Here is a 19,401-nt window from a genome sequence, read left to right as displayed (position 1 = left end):
TGTAGATTTAAGGAATGAGGTAGATTTCTTTGCGTGGAGTTGGCGAGATTTTTACCAACCACCTAATAACTCTTCTTTATAATTGCCTAATAACTCTTCTTTATAATTGCGAGTACAAACATAACCTTTATCATGACCTTAGACCATAAAAGGTAAAAATGCCAAATGTTTCATATTGTTTTGTTTGAACCAGAAATCCCTCCCAACACGGGAAATATCATACGTTTAGCGGCGAATACAGGGTGTCAGTTACACCTTATTGAGCCCTTGGGTTTTAAGCTGGACGAAAAGAGCGTTAACCGCGCAGGAATGGATTATGCCGAAGTGCAGGAGCTGCATCTTTATAAAGGATGGGAAGACTTCCTGACCAAACAACAGCCAGCCCGAATCTTTGCGCTAAGCACCAAAGGCACTCGACATCATAGTGAGCCGAAGTTTCAGGCCGGTGATTACCTTTTATTTGGGCCGGAGACTCGCGGCCTACCGGCTAGCCTTCGCGAATCCCTTCCGCAGGATCAAGTATTGCGCATTCCTATGGTTGCTAACAGCCGCAGTATGAATCTATCTAATTCAGTAGCCGTTATGGTATTTGAAGCCTGGCGTCAGCTCGGTTATACGGGGGCGCTGGATGTCTCACTGCCTCAATCAAGAGTTTAGCTTCGGGCGCAAAACCACTATCATGCGCGCCATTCAGTAAACAGGTTTTCGATATGGCATCCATCCAGATTCTAATTGGCAGCATTTACGGCGGTGCCGAACAGGTGGCTGAAATTGCTGCCGCACGCTTGCGCGAACTCGACCATGAGGTCAGTTTGAATACTTATGCCCGCCCACAGGACCTTGTGCGCGATAGCAACGAAGTCCTGCTTTTATGCCATTCGAATACCGGCGCAGGCGAACTCCCCGATAACATCCAACCTATTTACCTTCATTTAACCCGCGATTACCCGCGCATTGCCGGCAAGCGCTACGGCGTTATCAATCTTGGCGACAGCAGCTACAGCACCTTTAATGAAGCAGGCCGCATGCTGGACGCTGCATTCGCAGACTTGGGCGCAGTGCGGATTGGTGAACCATTGGTGTTAGATGCCTGCAGCGGCGATAGCCCGGAAGCGCTAACGCTGCACTGGGTAAACACTTGGGCACAACAACTATGACGCAAGCATTAATTGGCCTGTTCTACGGCAGCTCCACCTGTTACACCGAAATGGCAGGCGAAAAAATTCGCACCGAGCTAGGCGAAGATCTGGTCGATTTTTTCAACATTAATGAAACACCCATTATCACCGCTCAGTTTTACGACTTTGTTATTCTCGGCATCCCTACTTGGGATTACGGCGAGCTGCAAGAAGATTGGGAAGAGATTTGGGACGACATTAACGAAGTCGATTTCACTGGCAAGAAAGTCGCGCTATACGGGCTTGGCGATCAGGTTGGATATCCTGAATGGTTCCTCGACGCCATGGGTTATTTGCACAGTAAAGTCGTCGCCCGCGGCGCCATTCCTTGCGGCTATTGGCCCATTGACGGTTACACCTACGAAGCTTCTAAAGCGCTTACACCCGATGGCACTCACTTTGTGGGGTTAGCTCTGGATGATGAAAACGAATTTGGCAAAACTGCCGAACGCATTGCGACTTGGTGCGCGCAAATCCGCGACGAGTTTGGCGTGTGAGTGACATCACCAGTGCCCAGCTCGAATGGGATGCCGAAGGCCAACCTGTATCAAGCGTTTTTGGCGACGTGTATTTTTCAAAAGCCAACGGATTGGAAGAAACCCGCCACGTATTTTTGCAACACAATCAATTACCCGAACGCTGGCTCACATTAGCAGCCAAAAGTCACTTCATCATTGCGGAAACTGGATTTGGATCTGGCCTGAATTTTTTAGCCGCGTGGCAACTGTGGCTTAAAACAGCACCTGAGTCTGCTCAATTGCATTTTGTCAGCGTTGAAAAATTTCCGCTCAACAAAATTGATTTGGAACGCGCGCTCGCGCTGTGGCCTGAATTAAAACAATTTTCTGAACAATTGCTTTCTGCTTATCCCGTTTTTGTTGGCACCGGCTTTCATCGTTTGAATTTTATGAATGGCCGCATCAAGCTCACATTAATTATTGATGATGCTGCGCAAGGATTCACCAAACTGCTCGCAACAACGCATCCTTTATATGCCGCCTCTGGCATTAAAGTAGATGCCTGGTTTTTGGACGGTTTCGCTCCCTCAAAAAACCCACACATGTGGAGTGATGAATTATTTGCTTGCATTCGCAACCTCAGCAAACCTGGAACAACGGCGGCAACTTTTAGCGCAGCCGCCATAGTTAAAAACGGTTTAAAAAACGCAGGCTTTTCCGTGCAAAAAGTCGCTGGTTTCGGGCGCAAGCGCGAAATGGTTAAAGCGATTTTTGAAAATGAACCACAAGCTCTCAACGCGGATGATTTTAGTTATCGCGGAAGCTTCTCGCCCTACCCGGTACCTTGGACAATCGATAACAACAAACCAACATTTACCGAAAAACATGCATTAATTATTGGCGGTGGCCTAGCGGGGTGCCATACGGCAAGAGCTTTGGCGGAACGTGGTTGGGCCGTAACTATTCTCGAACGTCACAGTGCACTTGCGCAAGAAGGCTCCGGCAATCCACAAGGTGTGCTTTATGCCAAGCTTTCCCCTATGGAGGAAACCCAGGCGGCTTTTAATTTAGCGAGCCTGCAATATTCACTACATTTTTATAGTCCTTTATGGAGCAGCATTGGTGAGAACTGCGGTGTTTTGCAGCTTGCCCATAAAAAATCTGAAATTGAGCTGCACGCACAACTGCAGGAAAAGTTTGCGCAGGCAAATGAATTAGCTCAATTCGTTAATGCAGAACAAGCAAGCGAACTGGCGGGCATCCCGTTAACACAAAGCGGATTATTTTTCCCACAAGCGGGGTGGATAGATCCACGCATACTTTGCGATTATTTAGTGGATCACCCCAACATCCAAATTACTTATAATTTTGCAGTTAAAGAACTCACCAAAAATCAAAATAGCTGGAAAGTATCCTCACACACCGGGGCTACAAAACAGGCACCCGTTGCGATTATTGCAAGCGCAAAAGACGCGCTGGATTTTGATGTTGCCAACCACTTACCCGTTAAATCTATTCGCGGACAGGTGACCTATATTCCGGTAAGCACAACCAAGTCTTCACTTAAAACTGTGGTGTGCGCTGAAGGCTATATCAGCCCAGCCCAGGATGGAATTTTTTGTACCGGCGCTACCTTTAATCTTAAAGATACTGCGACAGAGACACGCCCCAGCGATCACCAAACGAATCTGGATAATTTGCGCGCGCACATCCCGAACTTTGCAATTAATGCTGATGCTAGCCAACTCCAAGGCCGCGTTGCTTTTCGCTGTTCATTGCCCGACTATCTGCCAACTGTAGGTGCTTTACCCCTGGTCAATAAAATGGTGGAAGATTTTGGCCCGCTCCGCAAAAATGCCAGAGCCGGTATTACCTGCGGTGGAAGCTATTGGTCTGGTTTGTATATCAATATTGGGCACGGCGCACGTGGACTGGCGTATACCCCGCTCTGCGCCGAAATGCTCGCTGCGCAAATTAACGAAGAACCCATGCCTCTATCGCGCGAACTGGTAAATGCGCTCAACCCGGCACGATTTGTTATACGGGATTTAACCCGCAGCAAACGCTAAAGCCGGCAACTAACGAAAGACCTCGCAAAGCTAAAACCCCGTCTATACTCAGATCATCCCCTGCCTTAGCCCCTAATAAGAGATATGGACAATGCTGACCAATTCCCGCAATTACAACCTCGTTAATTACGACGAAATAGATTTTATCCACAACTATTACGAGCGTTTGGTGCTTGAGGAAATCTTTGAGCAAAGTACTCGCGCGCAAGAGGGAGATAGAGATTTCCTGGCAGATGTTGCTTGCGTAGCACTTAACCGCATGCCGCCGCGTTACATTCGCCACGATGTCGATATGACATTTTTTATGTCACCACAAGACATGCATGAAATTCATAACAAAGTTGTTAATGCTGTTACCGATGCAATCAATTATGTAGAAAGCCGCGAACGTGGTGAAGACCCCAAATTACCCTCTGTAGATGTTTCCCTTTCGGGCACGCGCGCAAGCAAACCCGCGAAAGTAGCAGCAAAAGCTAGCACTGAAGAAACAGCTCCCAAGAAAGCTAGCAAATCCAAACCTGTTAAAAAATAATCTCACGCAATAAAAAAGGCCGCTCCTGTTTTAGCAGGGCGGCCTTTTTTCGAGCAACAAAATTTATTCTTCCGCAGGTAAAGGCTCGCTCAAGACTTGCGAACCGCTACCGCAGGCGATGATTGTGCGCATGACGGCTTCAACCGAAATATGCGGTAACAATTCAACACTATCTGCGCCCAAGTGGTATACCATCCCCGAGGTCAAAAACGGCGCCGTTGGCACATACACGGTAAAATCACCGTTTGCATGTCTGGCAGTCACAATCCCGGTAACTGAAGTAGGAACATTGCGCCCCATGATATAAGCGCGACAAGCTTCACCTTTCAACAGCGAAGTATTGCCCTCGCCGCCCAACAGTTGCGACACCAACTTATTAATCGTTTGGTAACCGGGCAACACCTTGCCCAAAAAATCGTCGATTAAATCATGTAGCCATTGCCCAATATTGGTTTTCACCAAAAGACCAATTAAAAAACAGCCTGCCAATAAAAACGCAACGCCGGTAAAATCGGCCATGTAATTTGTAAGTGGAGACCAGGTTGCCACCCAATCATTAAAGGGCTTGATCAAACGACTAATAACACCGAACAACCATTCAGCGAATAAAACCAGAATGGCACCCGGCAAGACCACCATAAACCCACCGAGCAAGGTGATACTGACAAATGAACGCAAACGCTTCATGATACTCGCCCTAAAAGAATTAACGCCAAAGAAGATGTAATTTAAAAATAGATTGGAATATCTTACACACTATGAAATATCTCATCGGCCTATTTTGCCTTAGCCTTGCAACTATTGCGAATTTCTCTTGCGCGCAAGCTGATTCGCTCGCTAGCGCGCCCTCTATACACTACAAAATACTTGCCGAACGTTCGCACAAAACCAGTCTTTTTACGCAAGGCCTTTTGCTTAAAGACGGTAATTTTTACGAAAGCAGCGGGCTTTACGCCAAGTCACAGATAGTTTCATATCCTGTTACAGAGCCTGAAAGTTCCTGGGCAAAAATGACAGCACCTTTCTCACAGAAGCAACGCATTCCGGATCGTTTTTTTGCAGAAGGGCTAACACTGCTCAATAACAAACTCTATTTAGTTACCTGGCAAGAAAATACAGCTTTTGTTTATGACGCCACCAACTTTTCGCTACAAAAAACCTTGAACTACACCGGCCAAGGCTGGGGATTAACAACGGATGGAAAACAAATCATCCGTAGCGATGGCAGCAATCAGTTATTTTTCCACAACACCGAAAACTTCGCCGTGGAGAAAACCATCGCGGTAAAATTCAAGCATGAGCCCGTAACCAATTTAAATGAATTGGAATATGCAGAGGGTTTTATCTGGGCAAATATTTGGCATGACAACAGAATTGTAAAAATCAACCCGGCAACAGGTGATGTGGTAGGTCTATTGGATTTTTCCGAGATCGCAAAAAACCTGAAAGTGAAAGATGAAGAAAGTGTATTAAACGGAATTGCTTATGATGCTGACAAAAAAACGTTTTGGATTACAGGCAAGCAATGGCCAAAAATGTTTTTAGTGAAGCTGCAATAATTTGGAACCCAATTGCAATAACTATATTGAAGAATTAAATAGGGAATCATCATCCTCTCGTAGCGGGAATGACGACTCCCCCATCAAAAAAGTATTTAAGCTCAAGACTCCAACCAAACATCCCTTACCCATTGCCAAATCGATGGCCAGGTTTCATCAGTCAACTCGCCATCTTTCCAAAAAACAATTTCACCTTCCGGATCTGCGCAGTAGTATGCGCCTTTGTCTTCACAAATCGGCAAAAGATAGCGCGGTACACCTTCTGACCAGGCAACAGCTGTTACTTCTGGCAAGTAAGTGTGTGAATTTGGATCTGCTGCGGTTACTGGCTCCAGAGTGCCATAAATAACATCGCTTGCTTCCAATAAATAAGTACGTACATCGCGCGGAATGGGCAGGAAGATTTCTTCTTCAATCATGACTAACTGATCTTCATCCGGCAAATCCAGTGGGACTGGAACCGATACATTATTTTCACGCAATAAATCCAGGATCTCTTCCATTTTCTACTCGTCTTACCGTTAATTTTTATCTTTTAATAATTTCTTGCGCTCTTCTTCATACTTTTCATATGAAGGTCCCAACCGCTTTAAACATTCCTGGCGCTGTACATGTTGCAGGTTATCACATTCGTTCTTATTGCCAGTTTGTATCGAATTATACATTTGCCGATCGCTACACGCACTCAAACCAGCAAAGGCTAATACCAGTATCAACATAGATTTCACAAGGATCTCCCGGGAACACATTAATGAACAAATAAAGACATCTGCGTATCGACCAGCTCGGTCATATTTTGTTCCATAAAGTGCAAAATACTGTCTGCTACCGGCATTAATTGTTTATCTACATAGTGCTGATAATCCAGAGGGCTTTGCTGCGCTGATATGGGTTCAGCTCCGCTCGTCGTAATAACATAAGCAATCCAATCGCCGCGCCTGATAGGCTTACCGGTAAGCTGTACGTATTTGCGCGCAGCTTGTACTTGCGGCGGGACATTTTTTTCGTATTCGTGTAAATGACGGCGCAAACGTTTGTTGTAAATTAAATCATCATTGCGCTTACCGGCAAGTACATCTGAGACTGTTTCGCGCACAAAGTCGAGATAGTCCTCGCCCGCGAATACCTTGCTATAAAGTTGCTCTTGAAAATCTTTTGCTAAACGCGTCCAGTCGGTGCGTACATTTTCCAAACCTTTGAATACTAACTCTCGCTCACCATTATGCTCAATCACACCGGCATAACGTTTTTTGGTACCCAAATCACTGCCGCGAATGGTGGGCATCAAAAAGCGAAGATAATGGGTTTCAAATTGAATTTCCAAATGGCTTTTAATGGCGTGTTCCGTTTTCAATACCGCTTGCCACCACTGATTTAACTCACGCGCCAAACGATCACCGATCTTTTGACACTGTTCTTTATTTTTGGGCGTTTTCCCCACACAATTATTTTCTACCCAAACAAAGAGTGAATCTGTATCACCGTAAATAACACTGTAACCTTGTTGTTCAATCCAATCGCGGCTGCGTTGAATAATATCGTGGCCACGCAAGGTAATTGAACTGCATACACGTGGATCAAAAAAACGGCAGCCGGTCGACCCCAAAACACCGTAAAAAGAATTCATGATAATTTTTATTGCATGAGAGAGCGGTGCATTTTTTTCACGCTTGGCAACATCTCGCGCAGACCAAAGGTGTTCAATAATGTGCGGCAATATGTGTCCTTCTCGCGCAAAATATGCTCCGTTAAAACCGGCAACAGTATTCTCGGAGGGCAATTGCTCATGCTGCGCAATCCAGAACGCACAAGGGTCAATTAAAAATGTGCGTATGATGCTGGGATACAGACTTTTAAAATCCAACACCAAAATATTATCGTAAATGCCGGGACGTGAATTCATCACATAACCACCCGGGCTAATCACATCAGATTCCAGCTCACCCAAATTAGGTGCCACATAACCTTTACGATGTAAGCGTGGTAAATACAAATATTCAAACGCAGCAACCGAACCACCGATTCTGTCCAGCAGCAATCCGGTCAATTGGCTACGTTCGACTGCGAAGTGCAGCAATTTTTTATCTTCAAAGATTTCCCATACCAGCTCACAATCTCGCAGGTTGTAATCGGCAAGCGCCAATTTATCTTCTACGAATAGCCGCGCTATATCGTGACCGCGACCGGAGCCCTGCAAAAGTTTTCCTTTATCTAAAAGCTGTTCTGATACGAACTGCAAGGAGTAGCTTTCGAAGCGATAATTTGCCGCCTTTAATAATTCAATACCGTCGAGCGCAACACGGCCCGGAATTATAATATACCGGCGACCGTCACCGTCTTCTTGTCGCCAATGCGCAGCTTGCTTGGCTCGACCCAATTCAAAAGTCATATTTTCTTTTTGGCAAAGTGTTTCCAGCACCCACAAATCAAACTGCACGACGCTCCAACCGATTAAAATATCGGGATCGTACACATGCAACCAATCCAAAAAAGCTTGCAAACAAGCTTTTTGAGTTGCGCAAAAAATTACTGAGTGCTCTTCAGAATTTTCACCCTCACCCACCATAAAAACTTTTCGATCATGTTCCGCCCAAACAGCAATGGAAAATAATTGCTTGGCGTCCATAGAGGTTTCTATATCGAGAGAAACCATTTTTAAGGGTATACGTGTTTCTGAAGGTGTCATCCTGGGATTTAGTATTGGCTTGGAACCATCTACAGGCTCAACGAGATCAATAGTTGCTCCCGCCGTAATAAATCGCTCCATCAAATAACGTTCATGAGGGCGAATATCTGATTCCCAAAAATCCAGATTCGCTTGCTTGAGTAACTCCAAGGCATCGCGAGCAGCACGTTGGCTCTTAAAATAAAGCGCATTAACAGGAAGGTTAAGAAAAGTTTTAAGTTCGACTTCAGCCATACGCCAGGCGCGTAAACCAGCTAAAAGTTTTGCTATTTTTTCTGCGTCTTTACGCAAAATAAAAAATACCATTTCCTGCCGATTGATTTGCGTCCAACAGGCGCCCTGTTCTGTTGCCCACCAAAAATCCAGCACAATACCTTCACGAGTATCGCGCCATTGGCGAGTTAATAGAAATGCGTTCGGCATAAAAGGGACTTATTAGGGAGTTGATACTAACAATTGGCGGCGGCAATCTGAAATTGCTGCTTGCGCACGTGCAAGATAGGACGCCATGGTGAGCGAATGATTGGCAACAAACCCAAATCCATCGCCATTTAAAATCATTGGGCTGTAGACTGGATCTTGCGTGGGTTTTAATTCACGGATAATTTGTTCATAACTTACCTGGGCGCGTTTATTTTGCAATACATCTACAAAATCAATTTCTACCGCCTGTAAAACAGCAATTAGCGCCCAGGACGAACCGCGAGCTTCATAAAAAATATCGTCTACTTGCGTCCAGGGTGTTTTAGTGTAGAGCGCACTCACAATTTTTTTAGCATTAGCTTGGCGCATGGAGATTGCCGATGCATCGGTATTAGGATTTGGACCAACACTTGCCGTTAAGCGTTGCGATAAAATTTTTAAGCGCTGTTCTACACCAGCCAAATAATCATTGAGATGTTGAGCATCCACATGGAATTGCGCATTCTCAGCGCCCGCTTGTAACAAACGCAAATTGTATTTCTGCAAGTGCTCTATACCAGAGCGGTATTGGGATTCGGTGGAAGGAACCCCCCAGGAATTATCGGAAAAATTAAAACGCACCTCTGCTTTTTGCAGATCGACATCCAAATCATGCTTGAGATTGGATTGACTCAATGACGAGCGCAAAATTTGGGTAGTATCTCGCACTTGGGTTATAACACCCAACTCCCAATGGGACATGTTATCAAGCCAAATACCCGGTGGAGAAAAATCGTTGGTTAGGTAGCCACCATGTTTATCTAATAAAGTTTCACTAATGCTAATCAAAGTAGATGTAGTAGCAACACCTTTTGGCCATTGTGTTTGAACTGGTATTTTTAAAGTTGCTAATTGATGCTGGGTAGTGGCGCGGACATTTAATTCTGCGGGTGCAGAACTCCAATAAATCCCTAAGCAAATTGTACCGGCGAGATAAATCAAAAAAACATAAATTGCCCAACGATATTCTGGCCGGGCGCATTCTATATCGCTCTGGGTGTCTTCGTATTCGTCACGAGCGCGGCGCACGCTTCGCACCCACCACTCTCTGACGTGAAATTTTTTAACCCAGGACCTTTTCATTTAATCCAGGACCTTCTCATTTAACCCAGGACCTTCTCATTTAACCCAGGACCTTCTCATTTAACCCAAGACCTTATCAATAGGTTCATGATGCCAACCTTTAGTGGCCATGTACTTGATCGTAAGCGCTTTTCGCTCGGGCAACCAGTTGTAGCTTTTGCCCATTACTCAAGCTTACTAGTAAGTGTAGCTCGTCGCCGGTGCTTAGCTTGGCTTTAAGATCATTAATTTCTACATAGCGACCGCTGGATTTCAAAGCGACTGATTGATGTGCAGGAATCAACAGAGTGGCTTCTGGCATTAACCGAATTTGTTTGGCAAAACTAGAACTCACGCCCGTGATACTAATATCCTTGTTTGAATTATTAGTGATGGTAAAAAAGGCCATAGTGGTTTTACTTGTGCCCAAAGGCACGTAAAAAAATGCATTGGTTACATTGATATCTGACGTGTTTGCATCAGCCGCAGACGCGGCTTGAGCGCCACTAAAAATCATCATCACCAAAGCAAGACTTTTCAGTAATTTATTCACAAGAGGCCTTCGCAGATAATCGAATTATTAATCCAGGGATTTAACCAACTTCACACGCGCAGGTGAGCCAATTTTAATATCACCGCGCACCAAATAACCGGGAACTGCATTGCGCAATAGTTGATATATATAACGGCCTTCCGCATCCGTACGAGCAATAATCAAAACAAACTCATCGGTTTTTTTTGCTTTTTGCGCAACACCTACCAACTGCGTGGTGATCTGGGGATCTTTCGCCTGCAGCAATTTAGCATCCAAGACTACTTCGCCTTCACCAGGTGTGTAAGGCTTTGCGGCGGGAATAGTGCCCAGTTGTTTGCGCAAGGTTTCGGCAGCATCTTGAACAACCGGATTATTATCAACACCGCGCGCATATTTGATCATGGTTTGCGCTTCGCTAACATTGCCGCGTCTGGCTGCTGTACGGGCAAGCTCTACAAAACGTAAGGAGATAGTTTGCAAACCCAGTTTTGCGCGCTCATTTTCGGGGTCCATCAAGAGCACAGAACGGTACCGGTCGTGGGCATTGTCGGCGATAGGATTAAGCAGTTTGTTTTGCGACAAACAATAGTCTGCTTCTGATAACAGAGAGTTAATCACTTTTTGTTGCGCAGTGAGCTCAACAGGGGCTTGCACTTGCTGGGCAACTGGGGGCTGCTCTTCTTGCTTGGGGGTAGATTGGCAAGCACCTAAAACAGCTGCCAAACCAACTAAGCCGAGAATTCGCACATTGATGAAAGATCTAGCACAACGAAGAGATAACAAACTAAACATGAATACTTTCTCTAATAAATAAGCTCTGGGAAAAGATATATCAGTGGCTGAACCTGTGACACAGAACGCACACCAAAGATCCAATGAATTCCATTTTAACAAAACATGACTGGCAGCCAGACTCTTGACTCAACTACACTTGCTGCAATTTATGCCACTTTAGGTTTAATTTGCCGGCTTACCGGCTCACTAAGGCGCCCATTATGCCAACTTCTCGCTTCCCTGAATTCAATTTTTCAATCCCGGCAATTAAGCAATTTGCTCATATCCTGTTGGGGGTCATTTTCCTGCAAGGTTCCTTTACTTTTGCTGAAGAATTTAATCCCTCCGGCAATGCCAATGTTTCCACTGTAAAAGCGGCGAGCTTCACCAAACAGGATGATTTTTTGCCTGTCACAGAAGCCTATAAACTTAACGCCGAGATTAGCGATAGCGATGCAACCACTAAAAAGCTGCGCCTGACCTGGACCATTGCTGACAAATACTATCTTTATCAGGAACGCTTCAAGTTTCGCGCAACACCCGAGGTTGCGCTCACACCGACTTTCAGCCCCGAGGGGAAACCCAAGTTCGATGAGTTTGCCGGTAAAGATATGACGCTTCACTACCATGAAGTGACAGCAGATTTTTTTATTCCAGCAAACACACCTTCATTTGACCTAAAAGTCACGTCCCAAGGCTGTGCAGAAGCCGGGCTTTGTTACCCACCCTATTCCGAAAACCTCCATATAGATACAAGCAAAAATGAGGTTACCAAGCTGGCAAATAAGCCAAGAGTCGCTACTGATTCGAGTGCAACATCAGCCGATCAGGCCCAAGCATCAGCTGAAGAAGATCAACTGTGGGCGTGGCAAGCATTGCTTTTTGCTTTTCTCGGCGGCGTTATCCTAAATCTTATGCCCTGTGTTTTTCCGGTACTTTCCATAAAGGTATTGAGCCTTGTGCAAAGCCACGGTCAACAACTTAAACTGCATGGACTCATGTATACGCTGGGCATAGTTGCTTCGTTTGCGGCCTTCGCCGGCTTGCTACTCATTGCAAAAGCGGGCGGACAAGCCGTTGGCTGGGGCTTCCAGCTGCAATCTCCCGGGCTAGTCACAGCACTCGCCTACCTGTTTTTCATCATGGGACTAGCAATGGCTGGCTATATCCAGGTGGGCGGCTCACTCATGGGAGTAGGCCAAAGCCTTACTGAAAAGTCTGGCCTGCAAGGTTCATTTTTCACTGGAGTATTAGCAGCAGTGGTGGCGAGCCCCTGTACGGCCCCTTTTATGGGTGCCGCTTTGGGCTTCGCGCTTACCCAACCAGCCTATGTTTGCGTGGCCGTTTTTGTTGCTTTGGGTGTGGGCATGGCCGTGCCATTGCTTTTGCTGTGTTTTTTGCCCCAGTTTGCACAAAAGCTTCCAAGGCCGGGCTTATGGATGGAAACACTTAAGGAATTCCTCGCCTTCCCTCTTTATATAAGTGCCATTTGGTTACTTTGGGTACTTACCAACCAAGCCGGCTCTGGAATGATGCTCGCCGTTTGCTTAGGCGCTGTCGCCATTGCATTTGCATTTTGGATTTATCGCAGACCGACAAGTGGGTGGACCAAGAAGATTTACACCGCACTTGCCTTAGCTGCGCTTTTATTGGCGATATTCATTCCTTATAAAGCCATGAAAAATGGCGAGGCTGATAAGCGCTGGATCGCTTACACTCCTGAACTGTTGGCCGAACTGCGCGCCCAAGGGCGCCCGGTTTTTATCGATGTCACAGCAGATTGGTGCATCACATGCAAAGTTAACGAACGTACAACACTTAACCGCGAAGAAGTTGAAGCTGCTTTTGATGAGCTGAATGTAGCAACTTTAAAGGCCGATTGGACAAACGCAGATCCACAAATAAAGGAATTATTGCGGGATTATGGCCGAATCGGCGTACCTTTATATGTATGGTTCCCCGCCGGTTCCGCCAAGCGTGGCGAGGTTTTACCGCAACTGCTAACCCCATCTATTGTTATAAACACCATTAAGCCTGCAAAATAGACGACAATTAACGATTTTAGCCTCTCAAACTGCGAAATTGTCGCATCTTGCCTCTAAAAAGCAGGAAAGATGCGGTAACAGGTCACTAAAATTCCGCTTTTGGCCCTCCCAACAATTACAGCAAGTAACAATTTCTGCAAACTTGCAGCGAAATTCAGCAATTTAAATTAATTTCGCACTCATCGTGGACATAAGTAACAAATTGCGGCAAACTCCCGCCACTTTTTTGAAATCCGATGAAACTTGTGTCGACCTCTCGTGGTCAAACAGCCCGTTCGCAGCTGTTCACAACAATAGGACTCACTATGGCAACAATTTTGGTACTTCACGGCCCCAATCTGAACATGCTTGGCCTGCGTGAACCAGGCATCTACGGCGCCGCCACTCTTGAGACCATAAACCAGCAATTGACCAAATTATGTTTAGATGCTGGCCACCATATTCAAACACTGCAAAGCAATGCCGAGTACGAACTCATTGATCGTATTCACGATGCGCGCAAAGAAGGCGTTGATTTTATCCTGTTTAATCCTGCTGCTTTCACACATACCAGTGTCGCCCTGCGCGATGCGCTCTTGTCGGTAAATATTCCGTTTATTGAAGTGCATTTATCTAACGTGCACAAACGCGAAACTTTCCGTCATCACTCGTATTTTTCTGACATTGCCCAAGGTGTTATTTGCGGTTTCGGCCCGGATAGTTATCGCTTGGCCATGCAGGCTGCTTTTACATTACTCAACAACTAATCGTTAACGATTAATTATTACAACCAACAACTGTTGCTAAGAGGATCCTATGGATATTCGCAAAATTAAAAAACTCATCGAATTACTTGAAGAATCAAACATCGGTGAATTAGAGATCAAAGAAGGCGAAGAGTCTGTACGCATTGCCCGCAACAGCGGCACTGTTCAATATGTATCTGCACCCGTACAAAATTATGCTCCGGCACCAGCTCAAGCTGCCGCTCCTGCGCCAGCTGCCGCAGCTCCAGTAGCAGCACCAACTGCTGCTGCACCTGCAGCGGCTGCCATTACTGGCCACAGCATTAAATCTCCGATGGTGGGCACCTACTACAGCGCAGCAAGCCCTGGCTCAGCGCCATTCATTGAAGTTGGCAAAAGCGTAAAAGTTGGCGACGTAATTTGTATTATTGAAGCCATGAAAATGATGAATCAAATCCAGGCCGACAAAGCCGGCGTTATTGAAGCCATTTTGGTACAAGACGGTAATCCCGTTGAGTTCGATCAGCCTTTAGTGATTATTGCCTAACAATAACAGCTAACTGCTGAGGACTTGGTTATGTTTAAAAAAATTCTCATTGCAAACCGCGGCGAAATTGCACTTCGCATTTTGCGTGCCTGTAAAGAAATGGGCATTCCAACGGTTGCAGTACACTCTGTAGTAGACCGCAATTTAAAACACGTTCGCCTTGCCGATGAAGCCGTTTGTATTGGGCCAAATCCATCGCCAAAAAGTTATTTGAATGTGCCTTCGATTATTGCGGCTATGGAAATTACCGATGCTGAAGCCGTTCACCCCGGTTACGGTTTTCTGGCAGAAAATGCTGACTTTGCCGAGCGCGTACAAAAAAGCGGTTTCACTTTTATCGGCCCGGATCCAGATGTAATCCGCATGATGGGGGATAAGGTTGAAGCCATTAAGGCGATGAAAAAAGCGGGCGTGCCGACTGTTCCTGGTTCAGATGGCGCACTGCCAAATCCAACTGAAGAACCTGAAAAGTGTTTGGAAATTGCTGAGCGTATTGGATTCCCTATTATTATCAAAGCAGCAGCCGGAGGCGGTGGCCGCGGTATGCGCGTTGTTCATGACAAAGATTCTTTAATCAGCTCAATTCAAATCACTATGGGCGAAGCGAAAGCTGCGTTCGGTGATGACACGGTTTATATGGAAAAATTCCTGCAAAACCCGCGTCACGTTGAAGTACAAATTTTGTCAGACGGTCAAGGCAATGCAATTCATTTAGGCGACCGCGATTGTTCATTGCAACGTCGTCACCAAAAAGTATTGGAAGAAGCTCCAGCACCAGGAATTCCGCAAGAAGTTCGCGAAGCAACTTACAAAGCCTGCGTGCAAGCCTGTATTGATATTAAATACAAAGGCGCAGGTACTTTTGAATTCTTGTATGAAAATGGCCGCTTTTATTTCATCGAAATGAATACACGTATTCAGGTTGAGCATCCAGTGTCAGAAATGGTGACCGGTGTTGATTTGATCAAAGAACAAATCCGCGTGTGCTCGGGCTTACCACTTTCTATCAAACAATCTGACGTGATTATTCGCGGCCACTCGTTTGAATGCCGTATCAATGCCGAAGATCCGCAAACTTTTATGCCCTGCCCCGGCCTGGTAAAAGGTTTCCACGCTCCCGGCGGTTTGGGCGTGCGCGTTGATTCACATTTGTATAACGGCTACACAGTTCCACCAAATTACGATTCCATGATCGCAAAAATTATTACCTACGGTGATACCCGCGAGATTGCGTTGGATCGTATGCGCCAAGCATTGGATGAAGCCATTGTTGACGGAATCAAAACCAACATTCCGCTACAACAAATGTTGGTACGCGATGCTGAATTCCGTAAAGGTGGTGTGAACATCCATTATCTGGAAAAGAAATTGGGCATGAATCACTGATCCACATCAGTTTTTTAGCCGCAAATACCCCAGTGTTTTCGCACTGGGGTATTTTTCATTTTAATGCCAGCAACTTTTTTGATTCGAAGGAGAGATTTAAGATTGAACATTCGTAACGCAAGCATTGCAGACACAGCTAAAATCGCACCACTCTTTGATGCCTATCGTCAGTTTTACGAACAAGAACCCAATCTTGAATTTGCCAAACAGTTTATTAGCGATCGCTTGAGCAACAATGAGTCCATTATTTTTGTTGCAGAAGATGAAGCACAAAATGCGTTAGGATTTTGCCAGATTTACCCCAGCTTTTGTTCAGTGATTGCAGCACCTATTTATACGCTTTCTGATTTATTTGTCTCGCCAAACGCGCGCCAATCTGGCTTGGGAAAAATGCTGCTGGAAAAGGCTCGCGAACACGCGCAAGCGAATAATATTCCGCGCATGGATTTAACCACCGCGAAAACGAATTTAACTGCCCAATCTTTATATGAATCTTTAGGTTGGGTTAGAGACGATATTTTCTACGCTTACAATAAAAGCGTGTAACTCTTATTTATTTTTTTGAGCAACAACTATGCCCTGGCTTCAATTAAAAGTTATTTCCCCCCGCCGTTATGCAGAATCAATTGAAGATTCTTTACTCGCGTGCGGCGCAGCATCAGTCACTTTTGAAGACAACGCTGACCAACCCATTCTTGAACCGGGCCTTGGTGAAACTCCACTGTGGGATAACGTAAAAATCACCGGTTTATTTGATGCGGAAATCGACACAGCAAAAACTATTGCGATTGCAGAAAGAAAATTCGGCAACAAACTTCCTGAACATAAATGGGAACAATTGGAAGATAAAGATTGGGAACGCGAATGGATGAACAATTACCACGCCATTCGCTGCGGTGAACGCTTGTGGATTTGCCCAAGTTGGCAGCAACCGCCAGAGCCGGACAAAATTAATTTAATGCTCGACCCAGGCCTCGCCTTCGGCACAGGCACGCACCCAACAACATTTATGTGCATGCAGTGGATTGACCAACAAGATTTCAGCGGCCTGGATATTGTGGATTATGGTTGCGGCTCTGGCATCCTCGGCATAGCTACCTTATTGATGGGCGCGAAAAAAGTTATCGGTATAGATATAGATCCACAAGCCCTGCTCGCAACCACCGAAAATGCAAAGCGCAATAATCTTCCAGAAGATGCCATGCCAGTATTTTTGCCAAAAGATTGTCCGGAGTTTCAGGCAGACATCATGCTCGCCAACATTTTAGCCGGCCCGCTGGCAGAGCTGGCACCAGCTTTGAATGCGATGACCAAAGTAGGCGGAAAAATTTGTTTATCCGGAATCCTCGCTATCCAAGCCGATACTGTTAAAGCAGCTTACGCACAATGGTTTGAATTCGATCCTATCGCCACCCAGGAAGAGTGGGTGCGTATTACCGGAACCAAGGTACGCGCCTAAACAAACGCCAAACGAGACAACCCCAAATGTGGCATTGGATAGCGAGAATAAGGTTGAATAAGTTGCTTTAAGTCCCGCATTTGTTTACAAATGCGGTAGGTTTAACACTACACGATAAGAACAATTTACCACGCCAGAGTGACCAGCTACACTCACAGGCAAATCAACAAGGAATCACCATCGCCATGACCCAAATGGTTACCCGCTGCCCTAAATGCGCTACCGCTTTTCGCATCACCAGCACTCAGCTTGAGTCTGCAAAGGGTGCTGTGCGCTGCGGTTCTTGTCTGCATATTTTTAAGGCACAGGATTATCTGGTGAAAAGTGCAGCTCAGGATGCTGCAACGGAAAAAAATCAGACTCCGAAACCGGAACCCGTAAAAACGTCTGCCGCCCAAAGTAAGCAAGCTCCAAAAATAGAACAAAAGGCCGAACAACTTTCGCTTGAGCCTGCCCAAAATCCTGAACAACTTGCACCTGTAACGCCTGCAGTAGTCAGCCCCGCTGCAAACGTCCATCCAATCGTAAAACCTGCATCAGTGGCTACAGTTGTTGAAAGCATCAAAGCGATTAAAGAACCTGAACAACCAGTAATAGTGAAACCAGTCCTTGATAAAGCCAAAATTCTGGAAGATGAAGAAGATGTGCTAATCAGTGACGACATGGACCAAACCAATGACAAAGGTTCCGCTTATGAATTCGACGGTTTCATTGATATAGATATGCACCCCAAACAAACGGTTTCACTTTTCGAACGCGAGATTCGCTACGAGGCACCACGTGAGGAAGAAGAGGAACTTGAAGATGAGTCTTGGGCAGAAGAGCTTTTGGATGACGATGAAGAAGTTCTACACCAACTCAAAAAGCCTGCCTCACCTATTGCTCCAGTAAGCGATAAGGATTCATCCGATGGGGATGATGAAGATCACGCTGGTGTTGACGAGACCAAGGCACAACCCGAAACAACACCAAGCTACTCGGGCCCTGTGTTTAGCTTGGTTAGCGAAACCCCGGAAGACTCTCGTGAAGAGTCTGCATTTAGCCAGGAATTTTTAAACGCTACTCGGCCATCTGAATCAACACCAGCTGAAACGGCAGAATCATCTGCGTTTGCTGCCGCGCTGTTTAATTCGGCTGCTACCGAAGAGGTTGACGAAGAAGAGGAAAAGCCCAGCTCAAAGCGCCCGGTAAAATCATCCAAAATGCGCGCCTTCGATACATCGCGTGCTGCCTTGCTGATGAACATTATGCCCGCGCCCGTGGAATTCACGGCCAAACGCATGCGCCGTTGGTACCAACGCAAACTCTGGTCAACCCTGTCCATTCTTATGGCAGCACTACTTTTCTTCCAGGTGGCTTATTTCAAGTTTGATTACTTCAGCCGCGTTGAGCCTTACCGCACGGCTTACCTGTTTATGTGTCCGGTATTTGGCTGCGAAGTGCCCACACTTATAGATACTGCGCAAATACTGGCCACCAACCTTATAGTGCGCAATCACCCGGACATCGAAAACGCATTGATGGTAGACGCCATACTGATCAACAACGCACCATTCGAACAACCCTTCCCCGACCTGATTTTATCTTTTAGCAAATTGGATGAAACGCCTGTAGCAACACGTCGCTTCACCCCGCGCGAATACCTTGCGGGTGAACTGGCCGGCATGCAGCACATCCCCGTACGCCAACCTGTACACATCACTTTGGAAATATCAGACCCGGGTCCTGATGCCGTAAATTACAGTCTACTCACCCATTAAGTGGGAACGCATTTAGCGCACTAAAATGCAACCCCTTAAAGCAACTTTTTAGCTCAAAAAAACGCCAATATTTGGCGTTTTTTCGTTTTCAATCTGCCCCTGAACGGTTATCATGGCGCCCCTTTTACGCAGGTGCAGAAACTCCTTTTAAGCCCGCGTGTACT

General features: G+C 45.9%; 20 protein-coding genes. 13 read left to right on the top strand and 7 right to left on the bottom strand.

Features of this window, described 5'->3' with window-relative positions; all coding sequences use genetic code 11:
- The first annotated feature begins 165 nt into the window (after nt 1–165).
- The 5 genes from trmL (at nt 166) to IE104_RS05040 (ending at nt 4,237) form a co-directional block, all read left to right on the top strand.
- Nucleotides 166–657 carry a tRNA (uridine(34)/cytosine(34)/5-carboxymethylaminomethyluridine(34)-2'-O)-methyltransferase TrmL gene (gene trmL, locus IE104_RS05060; RefSeq protein ID WP_189416447.1) on the top strand — a complete coding sequence of 164 codons (492 nt, stop codon included), beginning with the start codon at nt 166–168 and terminating at the stop codon, nt 655–657.
- Between the two features lie 53 nt (nt 658–710).
- Entirely contained in the window at nt 711–1,157 is a 447-nt protein-coding gene (locus IE104_RS05055; RefSeq protein WP_189416446.1) for a flavodoxin domain-containing protein, read from the top strand.
- On the top strand, nt 1,154–1,675 hold the full coding sequence (gene fldB / locus IE104_RS05050; RefSeq protein WP_189416445.1) for a flavodoxin FldB: 522 nt from the start codon (nt 1,154–1,156) through the stop codon (nt 1,673–1,675). Before IE104_RS05055 ends, fldB begins: the two co-directional genes overlap by 4 nt.
- Nucleotides 1,672–3,705 carry a bifunctional tRNA (5-methylaminomethyl-2-thiouridine)(34)-methyltransferase MnmC2/FAD-dependent 5-carboxymethylaminomethyl-2-thiouridine(34) oxidoreductase MnmC1 gene (gene mnmC, locus IE104_RS05045; protein ID WP_189416444.1) on the top strand — a complete coding sequence of 678 codons (2,034 nt, stop codon included), beginning with the start codon at nt 1,672–1,674 and terminating at the stop codon, nt 3,703–3,705. The genes fldB and mnmC overlap by 4 nt, the downstream gene beginning before the upstream one ends.
- Nucleotides 3,706–3,796: 91 nt before the next feature.
- Nucleotides 3,797–4,237: a late competence development ComFB family protein gene (locus tag IE104_RS05040; RefSeq protein ID WP_189416443.1), complete on the top strand. Its 441-nt coding sequence runs from the start codon at nt 3,797–3,799 to the stop codon at nt 4,235–4,237.
- A 63-nt stretch (nt 4,238–4,300) separates the two neighbouring features.
- Here IE104_RS05040 and IE104_RS05035 read toward each other — a convergent pair whose 3' ends face one another.
- Nucleotides 4,301–4,924, bottom strand: a complete 624-nt coding sequence (locus tag IE104_RS05035) for a DUF502 domain-containing protein (RefSeq protein ID WP_189416442.1) — start codon at nt 4,922–4,924, stop codon at nt 4,301–4,303.
- Between the two features lie 71 nt (nt 4,925–4,995).
- Here IE104_RS05035 and IE104_RS05030 point away from each other — a divergent pair, with 71 nt between their 5' ends.
- Nucleotides 4,996–5,796, top strand: a complete 801-nt coding sequence (locus IE104_RS05030; protein WP_189416441.1) for a glutaminyl-peptide cyclotransferase — start codon at nt 4,996–4,998, stop codon at nt 5,794–5,796.
- Nucleotides 5,797–5,897: 101 nt separating this feature from the next.
- Here IE104_RS05030 and IE104_RS05025 read toward each other — a convergent pair whose 3' ends face one another.
- The 6 genes from IE104_RS05025 to IE104_RS05000 form a co-directional block, all read right to left on the bottom strand.
- Nucleotides 5,898–6,299: an SMI1/KNR4 family protein gene (locus IE104_RS05025; protein WP_189416440.1), complete on the bottom strand. Its 402-nt coding sequence runs from the start codon at nt 6,297–6,299 to the stop codon at nt 5,898–5,900.
- A gap of 18 nt (nt 6,300–6,317) precedes the next feature.
- Nucleotides 6,318–6,524: a hypothetical protein gene (locus IE104_RS05020; RefSeq protein WP_189416439.1), complete on the bottom strand. Its 207-nt coding sequence runs from the start codon at nt 6,522–6,524 to the stop codon at nt 6,318–6,320.
- Between the two features lie 20 nt (nt 6,525–6,544).
- A complete protein-coding gene (locus IE104_RS05015; RefSeq protein WP_189416438.1) occupies nt 6,545–8,905 on the bottom strand; it encodes a DNA polymerase II in 2,361 nt (786 codons plus the stop codon).
- 12 nt (nt 8,906–8,917) lie between these two features.
- Nucleotides 8,918–9,973: a DUF2333 family protein gene (locus IE104_RS05010; RefSeq protein ID WP_189416437.1), complete on the bottom strand. Its 1,056-nt coding sequence runs from the start codon at nt 9,971–9,973 to the stop codon at nt 8,918–8,920.
- Nucleotides 9,974–10,127: 154 nt separating this feature from the next.
- Entirely contained in the window at nt 10,128–10,559 is a 432-nt protein-coding gene (locus IE104_RS05005; protein ID WP_189416436.1) for a copper chaperone PCu(A)C, read from the bottom strand.
- 27 nt (nt 10,560–10,586) lie between these two features.
- Complete coding sequence (locus IE104_RS05000) at nt 10,587–11,333, bottom strand: hypothetical protein (protein WP_189416435.1); 747 nt, start codon at nt 11,331–11,333, stop codon at nt 10,587–10,589.
- 203 nt (nt 11,334–11,536) lie between these two features.
- Here IE104_RS05000 and IE104_RS04995 point away from each other — a divergent pair, with 203 nt between their 5' ends.
- From IE104_RS04995 to IE104_RS04965, 7 genes are all read left to right on the top strand, one after another.
- Nucleotides 11,537–13,360, top strand: a complete 1,824-nt coding sequence (locus tag IE104_RS04995; RefSeq protein WP_189416434.1) for a protein-disulfide reductase DsbD family protein — start codon at nt 11,537–11,539, stop codon at nt 13,358–13,360.
- Nucleotides 13,361–13,665: 305 nt separating this feature from the next.
- Nucleotides 13,666–14,106 (top strand): type II 3-dehydroquinate dehydratase, encoded by a 441-nt coding sequence (aroQ, locus tag IE104_RS04990; RefSeq protein ID WP_189416433.1) that lies wholly within the window; start codon nt 13,666–13,668, stop codon nt 14,104–14,106.
- Nucleotides 14,107–14,155: 49 nt separating this feature from the next.
- Nucleotides 14,156–14,632, top strand: a complete 477-nt coding sequence (gene accB, locus IE104_RS04985) for an acetyl-CoA carboxylase biotin carboxyl carrier protein (RefSeq protein WP_189416432.1) — start codon at nt 14,156–14,158, stop codon at nt 14,630–14,632.
- A 30-nt stretch (nt 14,633–14,662) separates the two neighbouring features.
- Entirely contained in the window at nt 14,663–16,018 is a 1,356-nt protein-coding gene (accC, locus tag IE104_RS04980; protein WP_189416431.1) for an acetyl-CoA carboxylase biotin carboxylase subunit, read from the top strand.
- 102 nt (nt 16,019–16,120) lie between these two features.
- Nucleotides 16,121–16,564, top strand: coding sequence for a GNAT family N-acetyltransferase (locus IE104_RS04975; protein ID WP_229837613.1), 444 nt, complete (start codon nt 16,121–16,123; stop codon nt 16,562–16,564).
- A 28-nt stretch (nt 16,565–16,592) separates the two neighbouring features.
- Nucleotides 16,593–17,477 (top strand): 50S ribosomal protein L11 methyltransferase, encoded by an 885-nt coding sequence (gene prmA / locus IE104_RS04970; RefSeq protein WP_189416429.1) that lies wholly within the window; start codon nt 16,593–16,595, stop codon nt 17,475–17,477.
- A gap of 185 nt (nt 17,478–17,662) precedes the next feature.
- On the top strand, nt 17,663–19,237 hold the full coding sequence (locus IE104_RS04965; RefSeq protein ID WP_189418287.1) for a DUF3426 domain-containing protein: 1,575 nt from the start codon (nt 17,663–17,665) through the stop codon (nt 19,235–19,237).
- Nucleotides 19,238–19,401: the final 164 nt, after the last annotated feature.

Source organism: Cellvibrio zantedeschiae (assembly GCF_014652535.1).
Classification (GTDB): Bacteria; Pseudomonadota; Gammaproteobacteria; order Pseudomonadales; family Cellvibrionaceae; genus Cellvibrio; species Cellvibrio zantedeschiae.
Note: the sequence above shows the minus strand (reverse complement) of the source record. Positions and strands in the feature narration are given on the sequence as shown.